Origin of the sequence: Arthrobacter sp. NPDC090010, assembly GCF_044748305.1 — a bacterium.
Taxonomy (GTDB): domain Bacteria; phylum Actinomycetota; class Actinomycetes; order Actinomycetales; family Micrococcaceae; genus Arthrobacter_E.
In genome coordinates, this window is the sequence record NZ_JBIVFT010000001.1 from 424,248 (window position 1) to 439,431 (window position 15,184).

At 67.5% G+C, this 15,184-nt stretch carries 8 protein-coding genes; 6 read left to right on the forward strand and 2 right to left on the reverse strand.

Annotation, left to right across the window (positions count from 1 at the left end; translation table 11 throughout):
* The first annotated feature begins 10 nt into the window (after window positions 1–10).
* Window positions 11–3,424, forward strand: a complete 3,414-nt coding sequence (locus ACIPXZ_RS02055) for an ATP-dependent helicase (protein ID WP_400590465.1) — start codon at window positions 11–13, stop codon at window positions 3,422–3,424.
* A complete protein-coding gene (locus ACIPXZ_RS02060) occupies window positions 3,421–6,780 on the forward strand; it encodes an ATP-dependent helicase (RefSeq protein ID WP_400590466.1) in 3,360 nt (1,119 codons plus the stop codon). Before ACIPXZ_RS02055 ends, ACIPXZ_RS02060 begins: the two co-directional genes overlap by 4 nt.
* Before the next feature lie 78 nt (window positions 6,781–6,858).
* Here the strand turns inward: ACIPXZ_RS02060 and ACIPXZ_RS02065 are convergent, their stop codons facing one another.
* On the reverse strand, window positions 6,859–8,199 hold the full coding sequence (locus ACIPXZ_RS02065; RefSeq protein WP_400590467.1) for a phosphotransferase: 1,341 nt from the start codon (window positions 8,197–8,199) through the stop codon (window positions 6,859–6,861).
* 162 nt (window positions 8,200–8,361) lie between these two features.
* Here ACIPXZ_RS02065 and nudC point away from each other — a divergent pair, with 162 nt between their 5' ends.
* From nudC to ACIPXZ_RS02080, 3 genes are all read left to right on the forward strand, one after another.
* Window positions 8,362–9,330 carry an NAD(+) diphosphatase gene (nudC, locus tag ACIPXZ_RS02070; protein WP_400590468.1) on the forward strand — a complete coding sequence of 323 codons (969 nt, stop codon included), beginning with the start codon at window positions 8,362–8,364 and terminating at the stop codon, window positions 9,328–9,330.
* Window positions 9,331–9,577: 247 nt separating this feature from the next.
* A complete protein-coding gene (locus tag ACIPXZ_RS02075) occupies window positions 9,578–11,701 on the forward strand; it encodes an ATP-dependent DNA helicase UvrD2 (RefSeq protein WP_400590469.1) in 2,124 nt (707 codons plus the stop codon).
* Window positions 11,698–12,261: a YgjP-like metallopeptidase domain-containing protein gene (locus tag ACIPXZ_RS02080; protein ID WP_400590470.1), complete on the forward strand. Its 564-nt coding sequence runs from the start codon at window positions 11,698–11,700 to the stop codon at window positions 12,259–12,261. Before ACIPXZ_RS02075 ends, ACIPXZ_RS02080 begins: the two co-directional genes overlap by 4 nt.
* A gap of 74 nt (window positions 12,262–12,335) precedes the next feature.
* On the opposite strand, the gene ACIPXZ_RS02085 is transcribed toward ACIPXZ_RS02080, so the two are convergent.
* Window positions 12,336–13,712, reverse strand: a complete 1,377-nt coding sequence (locus ACIPXZ_RS02085; protein WP_400590471.1) for a zinc-dependent metalloprotease — start codon at window positions 13,710–13,712, stop codon at window positions 12,336–12,338.
* A 155-nt stretch (window positions 13,713–13,867) separates the two neighbouring features.
* Between ACIPXZ_RS02085 and ACIPXZ_RS02090 the strand changes: the two genes are divergently transcribed.
* Window positions 13,868–14,992: a PDZ domain-containing protein gene (locus tag ACIPXZ_RS02090; protein WP_400590472.1), complete on the forward strand. Its 1,125-nt coding sequence runs from the start codon at window positions 13,868–13,870 to the stop codon at window positions 14,990–14,992.
* Window positions 14,993–15,184: the final 192 nt, after the last annotated feature.

The window sequence follows — 15,184 nt, forward strand, 5'->3', positions numbered from 1 at the left end:
CCGTGATGGAATGAATCCCGTGACGGACGAACTGAGGAGAGCACAGCCCGGTGGGCGCGAGCGAGTGAAGCCCGTGCTGCTGGCGCCCCTGGAAAAGGCCGGGAAGCGTCCTCGTCTCAGTCCAGACCAGGAGGCCGTTGCAGAACTGGTCCGGGGTAGTGGGCCTGCGGTGCTCTGGGGCGCTCCGGGCACTGGGAAGTCCACTGTTCTGGTGGAGTCCGCGGTGCGGAGAGTCGAAGCGGGCGAAGCCGACCCCGAACGGATCCTCGTCCTGGCCCCCAGCCGCGCATCGTCGGCGGCGCTTCGTGACCGGCTGACCGGGAGCCTCGGCCGGAGCCTGGGCACCACCCCTGCGAGAAGCTGGGCCTCATATGCCTTCGATGTGATCCGTCGTGCCCATCGAGAGGGGATCCTGGGCCTGGACGGGCCGCCTCGTCTCCTGTCGGGTCCTGAGCAGGATCAGGTCATCAAGGACCTCCTCTCGGCACCGGGCCGTGAACGGTCCTGGCCGAGGGATCTGAACGCCGCGCTCGCCACCAGGGGGTTCCGTCAGGAGGTCCGGGAACTTTTCGATCGCTTGATCGAGCATGACGGCGAAGCCGAAGACCTGGAAGATCTCGCAGTCCGTCTGGGGCGGCCCGAGTGGTCTGCGGCCTCGCACTTCTACCGGGAGTACCGGGACGTGATGGACCTGCGGAATTCGGGCGCCTTCGACCCGGCGGGGATCATCGCCGCGGCACGGCAGGTCTTCGCGCTTTCGCCGGAGTTCCTCGCAGCAGAACGGGATCGCTTGGACCTGATCCTCGTAGACGATCTTCACGAGGCGAGTTGGTCCGTCTATGAGCTGTTCCTGGATCTCTGCCAGGGCAAGGATGTCCTGGCCACCGTCTGCCCCGACACGGCGGTTCAGGGCTTCCGAGGGGCCCGTCCGGACCTTGTGCCGCAGTTGGCGCGGCAACTGGGCGGTCCAGAGGGGCCGGCCCAAGTCCACGAGCTGACCGTGTCCCATCGCCTGCCTGACAGAGTGGCCTCCGCGTACCTCCGGGCCGCGGAGAGAATTCCCCGGGGCGCCGATGCCCTCCGGGGTCGGGTGCTCTCGGCGGTCCCGGGAACGGCCGGGCGATCCGAAGACCCGGTGGACGCGGAAGCGGCTCCCACCGAAGAAGAGGTCACTGCGACGGTCTTCCATGGCAGCGGACACGAACTGCGCTATCTGGCAGGACAGATCCAGGCTGAGCATCTCAAGGGTGGCCGAGGCCTGGAAGACATGGCGGTACTGGTTCGCAATGGAGCTGAAGTGGCCCGCGTCCAGCGCTATCTGCTTTCGCGAGGCATCCCGGTTCGGGTGGCGCTGGGAGAGACCGCCGTGCGCGATGAGATCGCGGTGCGCCCGTTGCTGGAGATCATGGGAATCGTGCTCGGCCAGGCCGAGCTGGATCCCGAAAGAGCGGTCGCCCTCCTATCGTCCCGTGTGGGGGGCGCGTCCAGTCTGGACATCCGACGGCTGCGGCAGCGGCTCCGGACCGTGGAGCGAGCGTCGGGCGGTGGCCGCAACAGCGACGAACTGCTGATCGATGCGCTCAACGAGCCGCACTGGCTTGAGGACCTCGGACTGGAGGCACGTCACGCCGTGCGGATCGCCCGGATGCTCGCGGCGGGCCACCGCGCGGCTGCCGAGCCGGCCGCCAATGGTGAGACTGTCCTCTGGGCGGTCTGGAAGGCCTCAGCATTGGCGACGCCGTGGGCTGAGACCGCTCTGGACTCGGGGCCTTCGGGAGCGCGTGCCGACCGGGACCTGGACGCGGTGATGGCGCTCTTTGAAAGCGCGGAACGATTCGCCACGCAGTTCCCGGGCTCCGGGGCCGCCCAGTTCTACGACTACCTGACCACGCAGGAACTCCCCATGGACACGTTGACCGCCCGGCCACCCGTCGAGGAAGCGGTGGAGATCCTCACCCCGGCCGGTGCGGCAGGTCGGGAATGGCCGGTGGTCTTCATCGCAGGAGTTCAGGAAGGCGTCTGGCCTAATACCCGGTTACGCGGCGAACTGCTCGGCAACACACTCCTGGCCGATGCGCTGGAACACGGCGCCGAAGTAGCGCTGCAGCAGGGCCCGGGGGAACGGCTCCGTGCGGTTCGCACGGACGAACTGCGGACCTTCGCGTGCGCACTGAGCCGGGCCTCGGAACGCATGGTCCTGACCGCCGTCGACGACGGAGAAACCAGTCCTTCAGCGTTCCTCGAACTGGCGGTGCCCGGGGCGTCGGACACCGTCGAACGTGAGACGGGCAGGGCGATGGACCTGCGGTCCTTGGTGTCGGAGCTTCGTCGCGAGTCCGAAGAACACCATGCTGCCAGGATCGCGGCTCAGCCGGTGGACCGTGCCGACCTCCGTCCGGACCGGAGGACGGTCTCAGGCGGGGGTGCGTTTTCTGAGGGGCGACTGCTCACGGAGGAGGAGTCCGCGGACGCAGCAGCCGTGCTGGCCTTGCTGTCCCGCCACGGGGTCCCCGGAGCGAACCCTGCGCAGTGGTGGGGCCTTCTTCCGGCCAGTACCGAGGACCATCTGGTGCCCGATGGCGGAACGGTCGTCGTCTCGCCCTCGAAAGTGGAGAAGGCACACGACTCTCCGCTGGAATGGTTCGTCCCAGCCGCCGGCGGTGAAGCCCACACGGATTTCGCGCGCAGCCTCGGAACCCTGATCCATGCCATCGCCGCGGACCTTCCGCGGGCGGGGCTGGACGAGTACCTGGAATCACTGGAGAAGCGCTGGCCCGAACTCGGCCTGCCGGAGGGGTGGGAGAACGATGCTCTGCGGCGCAGGGCCGAGCAGATGCTCTTCAAACTGGCCTCCTACGTCGCCTCGTTGCAGGCGTCCGGCCGAACGCTGACGGCTGTGGAGATCGACTTCGCTGTCGACCTCCCAGAGGCCATCGAGGTCCCGGACACGAAGGGAACCACTGCGAAGGGAAGCGCCGCGGAGACCGTGCGGACCGTTCAGGCCCGTATCCGGGGTCAGATCGACCGGCTGGAGGTCGACGCCGAAGGGCGCGCCTACGTCGTGGACCTCAAGACCGGCAAGAGCAAGCCGAAGAAGGATGAGATCGACCGGCACGCTCAGCTGGGCACCTATCAGGCGGCCATCAACCACGGAGCCTTCGCCGACGGCGACACCGCCCTGGCCTCCAGCGGCGGTGCTGCGCTGGTCCAGCTCGGGGACTCCACCAAGGGATTCACCGAGCAGCAGCAGCCGGCGTTGGAGTCCGAGGACGGTTGGGCCATGGAACTGGTCCACGAGGCCGCCGGCGCCATGGCCGGCAACGAATTCGAGGCCCGGCACGAATCTGCGGGGACGCCTTTCGGGGGATGCAAGACCCCCGAGGTCTGCCCGCTCTGTCACTCCGGAAGGCAGGTCACCGAATGACCACTCAGCACACGGGCACCATCTCGCCGGAGGAACTGGCGGCCCTGCTCGGCGCGAACACGCCCACCGAGGAACAGTCCCGGATCATTTCAGCGCCCTTGGAACCGCTTCTGGTGATCGCCGGTGCGGGTTCCGGGAAGACCGCGACCATGACCGAGCGAGTGGTCTGGTTGGTGGCCAACGGTCTGGTGGCTCCTGAAGAGGTGCTGGGTGTGACGTTCACCCGGAAGGCCGCCGGTGAACTCTCTCACCGGATCCGTCACGCTCTCCGGCAATTCGCGCAGGTCAATCAGAGAGTCCGTGCGGTCCCGGTGGAGCTGGACATCGATGAGCTGCATGATCCACGAGTCTCCACCTACCACTCCTATGCCAACTCCCTGGTGGGCGATTTCGGTCTGCGTCTCGGTGTGGAGCGGGACGTCACCCTCATGGGCCCGGCCCAGTCGTGGCAATTGGCCAGCCAGGTGGTCGAGGGCTATGACGGGGCGATGGACTTCGTGGACTCCGCGAAGTCGACGCTGGTCAGTGGCGTCATCACACTGGCCGGTGAGTGCTCGGAGCATCTGCGCCCGGCCGTGGCGGATGCTCCTTATCGCGGTGCAGCAGCCCGCCAGAGTCTGGATGAGTGGCTGGAAGAACTGCTCGGCCTCTACGAGTCCTTGCCTCCGAAGGCCGGCGGCCGGTCGGCAGACGGTGCAGTCGGCACGTTGAAGACGCGTTTCAAGACCCGGATCGCCCTGGCACGGATGGTGGGTCGTTACGCCCGGGCCAAACAGGAACGCGGGCTGCTGGACTACGGCGACCTCGTCTCGTTGGCTGCCACGATCGCGCAGGATGTCCCGGCGGCCAGGGAACTTGAGCGCGCCAGGAGTCGCGTGGTGATCCTGGACGAGTTCCAGGACACCTCGCACGCCCAGATGGTCCTGTTCTCGGAACTGTTCGGTGACGGCCACGCCGTGACCGCCGTCGGCGACCCGAACCAGTCCATCTACGGATTCCGCGGGGCTTCCGCCGGTCAGCTGTTCCGGTTCAACGAAGCCTTCCCCCGGCAGACCGGCGAAGGGACGCTGGAACCCTCCGGCACCGCGTATCTGACGACGGCGTGGCGCAACGGTGAAGACATCCTCGGCGCCGCGAATGCGGTAGCCGCCCCGCTGTCGAAGACCGGGCACGGTGCTGGCGTCCCGGAATTGCGCGCGCGTCCAGGCGCCGTGCGGGGCAGGGTGGTCCTGGCACGGTTCGCCGATCAGGAGAGCGAGGCGTCCGCACTTGCCGACGACATCCTCTCGTTGCGCTCAGGCCCCGGCAATGGGAAGACCATTTCAGTGCTCTGCCGTAAGCGCTCTCAGATGTTGCCGGTCCAGGACGCTCTGGAACGCCGGGGCATCCCGTACGAAGTGGTCGGTCTCGGAGGGCTCCTCGAAACGCCGGAGATCATGGATCTGACAGCCACGCTCCACGTGCTGGCCGATCCCGGAAGGTCCGACAAACTCATGAGGCTCATGGCCGGCGCCCGATGGAGGATCGGGCCCGCCGATCTCATGACCTTGCGGGAGTGGTCGGCGCAGCTCGCGCGCCGTCGTACCGGTCTGAGCGTTCCGGAGGACAGCGGAGACCGCGACGACATCGCCCCGACTCCGGATCCGGTGGACGATTCCAGCCTGGTCGAGGCCCTCGACCAGCTGCCCGGCGCAGAGTGGACGTCCCCGTCCGGCCGGACGCTGAGCGTTCCGGGCTTCCATCGCTTGGAGATGCTGTCCCAGGAACTGCGCAGGCTCCGCGGCCATCTCGGACACGAACTCGTCGACCTGGTTGCCGATGTGGAGCGTGCAATGCTTCTGGACATCGAAGTGGAGGCGCGGGGCGGCCGGAGCCTGCACGCGGCGCGACGAAATCTTGAGGCTTTCACGGAGCAGCTGCTCCAATTCAACCGGAGCAACGAGCGGGTGGACGTTCTCGCGTTCCTGGCCTGGCTGGAAACCGCGGCGAGGGAGGAGAACGGTCTGGCTGCGGCCCCGGGGGAACCCGACCCGGAGGCCGTGCAGATTCTCACCGTCCATGCCTCCAAGGGACTCGAATGGGATGCGGTCTTCGTCCCCGGCCTGAACGCCAAGGACTTCCCCTCCGACCGGGCCGCGCATTGGGATGCGGAGATCGCGACGTTGCCATGGCCCCTGCGTGGAGACCACGCGAGTCTGCCGGAGTGGGACGTGAGCGAGCAGGGGCAGGCCGAATGGACCCGGTCCGCCAAGCTCTTCGCAGACGAGGCCAAGGACCATGCGGTGCTCGAGGAACGGCGTCTCGCTTATGTGGCGTACACCCGGGCGAAGGATGTTCTCTGGGTCTCCAGCCACGCCTTCGGCACCTCTGCGTCGCTGAAGATGATGTCCGATTTCCTGACCGAACTCCTGCCGATGGCAGAAGAGCCGGAGCCTCGGGCGGTGCTTCACGCGCGGAGCCTGGGAGAAGAAGACCTGCCGGAGAAGAACCCCCTGACCGCACGGGTCCGCCGGGCGGTCTGGCCTTACGATCCGCTGGAAGGTCCACGGGACGCCGAGACCGGGGAGCGGAGGAGCCTCGTTCCCGGGCGCCGGGCTGCCCTGGAGGCATCGGCTCATCAGCTTCAGGCATTCCTGACGTCGGCCGCGGACGAACAAGGCGCCGTGCCGGAGGTTCACACCGCGAGAGGGAAAGCCTGGCGTGAGGACGCCTTGCTGTTGCTCGCAGCCAGGGAACGGCAGCCCCGTCGTCACGAGGTCCGACTGCCACCCCATATCTCCGCCTCCACGCTCGTGGAACTCGGCAAGGACCCTGACGCGGTGGCCCGCCAGATGCGCCGGCCGGTCCCCAGGGAACCGGGACAGGCTGCCCGGAAGGGCACCGTGTTCCACGGCTGGGTCGAACAGTTCTACGGGCAGGCCGGCATGCTGGATCTGGACGAGCCACTCACGGAGGATGCCGGGCTCGACACGGCTCTCGGCGTGGACGAACTCATCGGACGCTTCAAAGAATCGGCCTGGGCGGACCGCACCCCTGCTCATCTTGAGGCTCCGGTGGAGACGGCGGTCGGCCCCGTGGTGGTGCGCGGGAGGATCGATGCCGTGTTCCAGGATGCCGATGGCGCCTGGGACCTGATCGACTGGAAGACGGGGCGTGCACCCCGGGACGAGCGGGATCTGGCGGAGAAAGCGGTGCAGCTCGCCGTCTATCGCCTGGCATGGTCCCGCTTGCGGAACGTACCCCTTGAGTCGGTGCGTGCGGCGTTCTATTACGTCGTGGACGGTACGGAGCTGAGGCCGCACGATCTAGCAGATGCAGCTCAGCTGGAGGCCTTGGTCACCCGCGCCCTGGGCTGAGCGTGCTGGGCAGAGCGTGCTGGGCTGAGCATGCGGCCGCCGTCGTCGCCCGGGAATTCGCGGGCGACGACGGCGCCGTCAGGACTCGTGCCGAATGACCGGCAGTGCCGTGGTGGCCGTGTCGTCGGCGGCGGAAAGGCCTTCGGCCTCACCCGCAGGCGTTGCCGCCGGGGGAGTGTCCACCGGGTCGCTGGCTGCATCCGCGGCGTCTGGTCCCGGCGTCTTCACGGAGTCGCCGGCAGTTGGAGCATTCCCTGCCGGGGCGCCATCCTGGGAAGCCACCTCGTCGTCCGCAGACCCGCTGTCGGCGTCGTCCGTGGGCCTGGACTCTGGCACGGACGACGCGTCTTCCTGCGTAATCGCCCCCTCAGCCGGCTCGTCTTCGGCCGGTGCCAGCGCAGTCACGGTGACCTTGGCACCTGCTGCCGAGTCACTTTCCTCGCCGGGCTCATCCTCGAGCTCGGCTTCTTCGACTTCCCGTGCCGCTGTCTCGGCGGCCTGGACGTCCGATGCCAGATCGTGCAGCATCTGTTCGGCTTCCTGCACCATCGCGGCGTCGTTCTTGGACATTCCCTTGACCAGATACTGGGCCAGGGCGAACTCCGCCGAGAGGGCTGCCCGGCGCAGTAGCTGGGCGTCTCCATCCTGCTCTGCGGCGTCGCCACGAGCCGCCAGGTAGTGCTGCAGCACCGCCTCCACGAACGCCGTGTCATGAGAGGCCACCAACCAGGCGAAGTCATCGGCAGGATCGCCGATGTGCAGATCAGTCCAGCCGGTGACGGCCGTGATGCGGGAGTCGTCGTCGAACAGAAGATTGTCTTCGTGCAGTTCGCCATGAACCACTGCGGCCTTGAAGTTCCACAGGGTGACATCCTCGAGAGCGTGCTCCCAACGCCGGAGCAGATCAGCGGGGATCCTTCCGCTCGTGGCGGCCTGGTCCAACTCGTTCAGACGCCGCTGGCGGAACTCTTCCGCGTCGTACCGGGGCAGATCCGCCCGGTCCACCACCGCGTGAGGCAGGGCGTGAATCGCCGCCAACGCGGTTGCGATCTCGCGTGCCGTGGCTTCACCGCCGCGCTCCAGAGCCTCCAAGGAGCGGGCCTGGCCCGCGACGTGAGAGTAGACGAAGGTGCTCAATGGGCCCTGTCGCACACAACCGACCACTGTGGGGATGCGGAACGGCAACTCGGCCCGCACCGCCGCTGTGAAGGCGTGCAGGACTGCGAACTCGCTCTCCAGCCGAGCGCTTGCCTCTTCATGACGCGGTGCGCGAACCCGCCAGCGCTTCTCATCCTTGTCGTACAAGAGGGCTGCGTCGAAGTCCGCAGGGTCGTCGATATCGGGACGGACTGCGGTGGGGGAGAGTCCGGGAACGGCGGCCGAGGCGAGTGCCGCGAGCTCGAGGGGGGATCGCTTCACCCCTCCACCGTAGTCTGGCCGCCCGCTCCTTCCTCCCCAGCCGGGCGGCGAGTCGTCAATCCGGACGGCAGTGGGTACCGTTGAATCATGCGCTCTCCAGGGCTTTTCAGCTCACCTGCCGACCTCTTGTCCGAGACGGTTTTCCCCAGCCGGCGGACCCTCATGGACAGAGCGTCCGGGGAACGTGCGGACCCTTCGACGCTCGCCAGGCTCCGGCAGGATTCCGCCACCCGCTATCTGCTCTTCGCACAACGCAGCGCACCGGTGATACTCGAAGGCCAGGCCCGAGGGCTGGTTCTCCTGGACGCATCCGCCCTGCCGGTGCTGGCTGGCACCACCGTCCTGCACGAGATCCTGCTGGGTCGTGTGGACGCCGAACCCGGTCCCGGCCACGAGACACTGGTGTCGGGGGCCGGTCTCCCGCTCGGGACCCCGGTGGTGGCACTGGTCCTGGCGGAACCCCTGGAAGCGGGACATCAACTGTTGCCGGAGGGGACCTCCTGGCGGGGCTATCGCGAAACCGGCGCCTGGTTGCCCGCCGTGGATGCGGAACTCTTCATCGAGACACAGGCCATCGCGGGATGGCACGAAAGCCATGGCTTCTGCCCCCGTTGTGGGACCCCTACGAGCGTGGAACAGAGCGGCTGGGTGCGACGCTGCCCTAAGGAACAGCTGGAGATCTTCCCCAGGATGGATCCAGCCATCATCGTCAGCGTGGTCGGCCCGGACGGCCGGATCCTGCTGGGCGGTGGCGGACCGGCCGACAGCAAGGGACATTCCGTGCTGGCGGGCTTCGTCGATCCCGGCGAGTCTCTGGAACAAGCGGTCATGCGGGAGCTCATGGAGGAGGTATCCGTGCGGGTCGAGGCGGTTCAATACCTCGGATCCCAGGCCTGGCCCTTCCCGGCCTCCCTGATGCTCGGATTCACCGCCCGGACCTCGGACGGCGAAGCCCGCCCCGATGGTGTCGAGGTGACACACGCCCGGTGGTTCGCTCAGGACGAACTTCAGAACGCGGTCCTCTCCGGCGAGATCGTCATCCCAGGTCGGCTCTCCATCGCCAGGGACCTCATCGAACACTGGTACGGTGGGCCGGTGCGGGAGCCCGGCGATCCCTTGCCGGAGAGCTGAACCAGGTGCTGGAGGCTCGCCTTGGATCAGCGGCGCAGGGACGCTGGCCGGCGAGGACCGACGACGGCGGGAAGGCTGCAACGCGCGGGAACCACCGGCGCGGCGGGACGACGTATCGGATGGACTCATGGGGTCGATCCGCGAACCGGGACGGCGGGCCCGGTGCCGCCCGGGAACGGGCGGCCGGAACATGGAGCAGGCTGCCGGAACACCGGCAACACTGCGGGAACACGGTGATGAAGGAGCAATGACCCTGGACGTCGAGAACAGCGCCGGACTCGAAGAGCGGATCCTCGGAGGACTGGACGCGGAGCAACGCGCCGTGGCCACCAGTCTCCAGGGGCCCCTCTGCGTGCTGGCCGGTGCCGGGACGGGCAAGACCCGCGCGATCACGCACCGGATCGCCTACGGAGTGCACTCGGGTGTCTACACCCCGCAGCGGCTCCTGGCCGTGACTTTCACGGCACGTGCCGCCGCGGAGATGCGCAGCCGGTTGCGGGATCTTGGCGTGCCGGCCGTGCAGGCCCGTACCTTCCATGCGGCGGCCTTGCGTCAATTGCAGTATTTCTGGCCTCAGGCGGTCGGTGGTTCCGTGCCACAGCTTCTGGATCACAAGGCCGGTCCCATCGCGGAAGCCGCCCGTAGGCTCCGTCTGAATGTCGACCGGGCCGCAGTGCGCGACCTCGCCGCCGAGATCGAATGGGCGAAGGTCTCGATGCTGACACCGGACAACTACCTCGCCCGGGCACAGGGCCGAGGCGAGCCGGGCGGCCTGGAGCTCCCCGCCGTGGCACGGGTGTTCTCCGCCTACGAGGACCTCAAATCGGACCGCAATCTCATCGACTTCGAAGACGTCCTGCTGATCACCGTCGGCATCCTGGAAGAGGACGCGAAGGTGGCGGCAACGGTCCGGGAGCAGTACCGTCACTTCGTCGTCGATGAGTACCAGGACGTCTCCCCGTTGCAGGAGCGGCTCCTGCAACTCTGGCTGGGAGGCCGTGACGAACTCTGTGTGGTGGGTGACGCGAGCCAGACCATCTACTCGTTCACCGGTGCCACGCCACGCCATCTCCTGGATTTCCAGAAGAGCTACCCGGAGGCCCAGCTGGTGAGGCTGGTGCGCGACTACCGTTCCACCCCGGAGGTCGTGAAGCTCGCCAACACACTGCTCCACAGCCGTCCTTCGGGCGGCCCTGAGGCGGATCGTCTCTGGGCCCGTCCCCTCGAACTCATCGCCCAGCGGCCATCGGCAGCCGAGCCCGTCTTCCTCGAGTGCCCGGACGACGAAGCGGAGGCCGCCGTCGTCGCCGAGCGTATCGGTGAGCTCATCACGCAGGGGACCCCTGCCGCTGAGATCGCCGTCCTCTATCGCACCAATGGTCAGTCGGAGGCCTTCGAGCAGGCGCTCGCAGCGCGTGACATCCCGTACCAGCTACGTGGCGGTGAGCGGTTCTTCCAACGCCGGGAAGTGCGGGAAGGACTCCTTCAGCTGCGTGCGGCATCCAGAGCCGACACGAGCCGGGGAGGTGCCGTCGTCGGCACCGTGGCAGACGTCCTGTCGAGCCTCGGCTACACGCCGGAGGCCCCCGTCGGTGGGGGAGCGGTGCGGGAGCGCTGGGAATCCCTCGCAGCTCTGGTGAACCTCGCCCAGGATCTGGCGACCGTCCGTGGCGAAGAGTTCTCACTGAACGAACTCGTGGCCGAACTCCAGGAGCGCGCCACCGCACAGCACGCCCCCACCGTGCAGGGGGTGACGCTTGCCTCCCTGCACTCCGCCAAGGGCCTGGAGTGGGACGCGGTGTTCCTCGTGGGGCTCAGCGAAGGACTCATGCCGATCTCGTTCGCGGAGGAACCCTATGAGGTGGACGAGGAGCGCCGGCTGCTGTACGTCGGCATCACGCGAGCCCGTCTCAGGCTGTGCTTCAGCTGGTCCACCGCCCGCACCCCAGGCGGCCGCGCGCACCGCAAGCCCAGCCGATTCCTCGATGCCCTGCGCCCCGGAGGAAACGGTGACCCCAGCCCGCGGAGTACCGCCGCACGGCTGCGCAAGAACAGGGTGAAGGCGGTGGCCACACAGTGCAAGGTCTGTGGAACCCTCCTGAACACCGGTCCGGAGCGCAAGGTCGGCCGCTGCTCGGATTGCCCGCCCAGCGTGGACGAGCAACTGTTCGAGGCCTTGCGCGAATGGCGGCTCAAGGAGGCCACCGATGCGGATGTGCCGGCCTACGTGGTGTTCACCGATGCGACCCTGACGCTGATCGCGGAGGAGAAGCCCAAGACACTGGAAGCGCTCGCCGTGCTCTCGGGGGTCGGTCAGCGGAAGCTCGAGAAGTACGGTGAGGCCGTACTGTCCGTGGTGGCCGGGTCATGAGCCGGAACGCCGGGCCGGAACAACCGCGTTTCGCGCCCGACGGCACCCCCGTGGTGGTCAGGCGTTCCGCGCGCCGCAAGCGCACCGTGAGTGCGTTCTGGGAGGGTGGCACGATCGTCGTCGCCGTCCCCGCGCGCTTCACGCACGCGCAAGAGGACGAATGGGTGCAGAAGATGCTGCACCGGCTGAAGTCGAAAGAAGCGGCCAAGGGGCCGAACGTCAGGAACGACGTCGAGCTCGCGTCCCGTGCGAAGCTGCTGTCCGAGCGCCACCTGGGTGGTCGTGCGGTCCCGAGCAGCGTGCGCTGGGTCAGTAACCAGAACTCGCGATGGGGCTCGGCGACCCCGGCCGACCGGTCGATCCGGCTCTCGGACGAGCTGCAGGGGATGCCCGAATGGGTGGTGGACTACGTCCTGGTACACGAATTGAGCCACCTGCTCGTGGCGGGACACGGTCCACGTTTCTGGGAGATCTGCGGAGCGTACCCCGAGATGGACCAGGCGCGTGCGTTCCTGGAAGGCGTGGCCTACGCCCAGAGCCGAGGGCTGGCCGCGGACTAGCAACGCGGGGTCACTCAGGGCCCGATCCCGGCAGGAAATCGGGCCTTGAGTGACCCCGCGTCAGGGGAGTGCGCTCAGTCCTTCTCGTCAGGCTCGTCGAAGCCGCCGTCCAGGAGCTTCGCGATCGCATCGTCGACCTCGGAGTCGCCGGCTTCCGCCAGCTCGCGGCGCTTGCCGAAGCCCGCCGGATCGTCCAGATCCTCCGGCGTCGGCATGAGATCGGGGTGCTTCCACACGGCGTCACGGCCTTCGGTGCCGCGTTCCTCCTTCAGGGCGGCCCAGAGAGTGGTCGCCTCACGGAGCCGCCGGGGCCGCAATTCAAGACCCACCAGGGAGGAGAAAGCGTGTTCGGCAGGGCCGCCGGTGGCTCGGCGGCGCCGGACGGTCTCACGCAGCGCCGGAGCACTGGCGAGAACGCCCTCGAGGGCCTCGGTGGTGACCTCGTCCACCCAGCCTTCGATCAGAGCGAGCGCGGTCTCCAGCTTCTCCAGGGCTGCCTGCTGCGCGGGGGTCCGTTCCGGCATGAAGACACCCTGCTGGAGGGCCTCCTGGATCGACTCGGGATTGGCAGGGTCCACCTCGTGGGCCAGATCCTGGATCCGGGACACGTCGATATGGATGCCGCGGGCATAGTCCTCGATGGCGCCGAGCACGTAACCGCGCAGCCACGGCACGGAGGCGAAGAGGCGGGCGTGCGCGGCCTCGCGGACGCCGAGGTAGATGCGGACGTCCTCGGCGGGCAGTTCAAGCCCTTCTCCGAAGGCCGCGACGTTGCTCGGCAGCAGCGACATCTCAAGGTCCGCCAGCGGGATCCCGATCTCGGTGGATCCGACCACCTCGGTGGACAGCGAACCGATGGCCTGACCCAGCTGCATGGCGAAAATGGCGCCGCCCATGTTCTGCAGCATGGAGCCCGCGCCGCCCAGCATTCCGCCGAGACCCTGCTCACCGAACGACTCCGGCAGATTCTGGGTCATGGCGTCGGTGAGTGCCTTCGCGATGCTGTTGGCCACGGGTTCCGTGAGCCGCCGCCAGGTGGGCATGGTCGCTTCGACCCATTCGGCACGCGACCAGGCTTTGCCGATGATGTTGGGTTCCTGGAAGTCGGTGACCTTGTCCAGCCACATGTCCGCCAGCCGGAGGGTCTGGTCGATCTCGCGCTGCTGAACGCTGCTCGGGCTCGGGTCGCTGGACTGCGCGGCGACGTTGCGGGCCGTGTCGTGGGCCAGCTTCCAGTTCACCGGACCGTCCGAACTGGACGAGAGCATCGCCTGGACCTGCTGGAACATGGTGGCCAGGAACTGCGGGTCATCAGGAAGGCCACTGGCCTTCATGAACTGCTGGGCGTCGAAACCCTCAGGTCCTTCTCCACCCATCAGGCGCCGCAGCATCTCCTGCAGTGGATCCTGGGGGTTCTCGCCGGGGTTGTTCTGACTGGGCTCGTTGCTCATGGTCCACCGATCTTTCCTGGGCCTTTTACTTCACGGTACTCCCGGCCGTGCTCCGCTGTCGCTGCTGCGGAAGGAGGTTTCGCTGAGGGCAAAGCAGAGAACACACAGCGTGGCCGCATAGGCTTGAGCGAGCACACCGGACTCGGAAGGAAACCATGAGCGATCAGTTCCAGGCGCCCTCGCACCAACAGCCCCAGCCTCTCCCGGCGGGGTGGGGCACCGGGAATGCACCGCGGCGCCGTTTCCCGGTGGGCGGTGTGCTCATCGCGCTCTTCTTCGTCGCCGTGGCGGTTGCCGCGCTGCTGCCGTTGCCTTATGTGGTGGAGTCGCCGGGGCCCACCTACAACACGATCGGCTCCGTCAACGACAAACAGGTCATCGCCGTCACCGGACGGCAGAGCTATCCCACCTCGGGGCAACTCGATCTGACCACCGTCTATGTCTCCGGCGGTCCGAACGGCCGGGTCACGGCATTCGATCTGCTGCAGGCGTTCCTGGACCCGTCCAAGGCGGTCTACAACGAGGACCAGATCTTCCCCAAGGGGATCACCAAGCAGCAGTCGGACCAGGAGAACGCCCTGGAGATGACGAGTTCCCAGGAGAATGCGACGGCGGCCGCTCTGACCGCCCTGAAGATCCCTTTCAAGCAGTCGCTTGAGGTGGCCGATGCGGCCAAGGGTTCCCCGGCGGAGGGAAAGCTGAAAGCCGGAGACGTGCTGCTTGAGATCAATGGCAAGGCCAGCGAGTCACTGACCGCGGTGCGGAGTGCCGTGGACGCCGCCCAGGGCAATGAGATGACGGTGACCGTGCTGCGCGGGGGAGCCCGGCAGAGCGTGAAAGTCACCGCGGTGAAGGGGGAGAACGGCCAGTATCTGATGGGGATCGGCCTGCAGTTCCGTTACACCTTCCCGTTCAAGGTGCAGTATCAGCTGGACCAGGTGGGAGGTCCGAGCGCCGGCATGATGTTCACGCTGGGCTTGATCGACACCCTCACTCCGGGGGATCTGACCGGGGGCAAGCACGTGGCCGGCACGGGCACGATCTCGCCGGACGGCCAGGTCGGCCCCATCGGCGGCATCGCCCAGAAGATGCATGGGGCGCGTGCTGCCGGAGCGGGTCTCTTCCTGGCCCCCGCGGCCAATTGCAGCGACGTCGTCGGGCACATCCCGGATGGCCTCACCGTGCTCAAGGTGGCCACCCTGAGCGATGCCCGCACCGCGGTCGAGACGTACGCCAAGGGCGGTGACCTCTCCTCGCTGCCGCATTGCACTGCGGGCTGAGACGACGACGGCGCGGGACGGCCGGCGTCGTCGGCCCGCCTCCGGGTGGATCGGCGGCTCACCTCGCAGAAGACCGAACGGCGAGGTGAGGTTAGGCTGAAGGGCAAGGGAACCTCACAGCGTCCTCACACGTGGAACAGTCGTGACGGGTCCCCGTCCATCACCGCAGCGACACTTCCAATGAGGTACCCA

Coding starts and splice junctions, on each gene's coding strand:
- ACIPXZ_RS02090 (WP_400590472.1), top strand. CDS start 13,868: ATGAGCGATCAGTTCCAGGCGCCCTCGCACCAACAGCCCCAGCCTCTC.
- ACIPXZ_RS02085 (WP_400590471.1), bottom strand. CDS start 13,712: ATGAGCAACGAGCCCAGTCAGAACAACCCCGGCGAGAACCCCCAGGAT.
- nudC (WP_400590468.1), top strand. CDS start 8,362: ATGGACAGAGCGTCCGGGGAACGTGCGGACCCTTCGACGCTCGCCAGG.
- ACIPXZ_RS02080 (WP_400590470.1), top strand. CDS start 11,698: ATGAGCCGGAACGCCGGGCCGGAACAACCGCGTTTCGCGCCCGACGGC.
- ACIPXZ_RS02075 (WP_400590469.1), top strand. CDS start 9,578: ATGACCCTGGACGTCGAGAACAGCGCCGGACTCGAAGAGCGGATCCTC.
- ACIPXZ_RS02060 (WP_400590466.1), top strand. CDS start 3,421: ATGACCACTCAGCACACGGGCACCATCTCGCCGGAGGAACTGGCGGCC.
- ACIPXZ_RS02055 (WP_400590465.1), top strand. CDS start 11: ATGAATCCCGTGACGGACGAACTGAGGAGAGCACAGCCCGGTGGGCGC.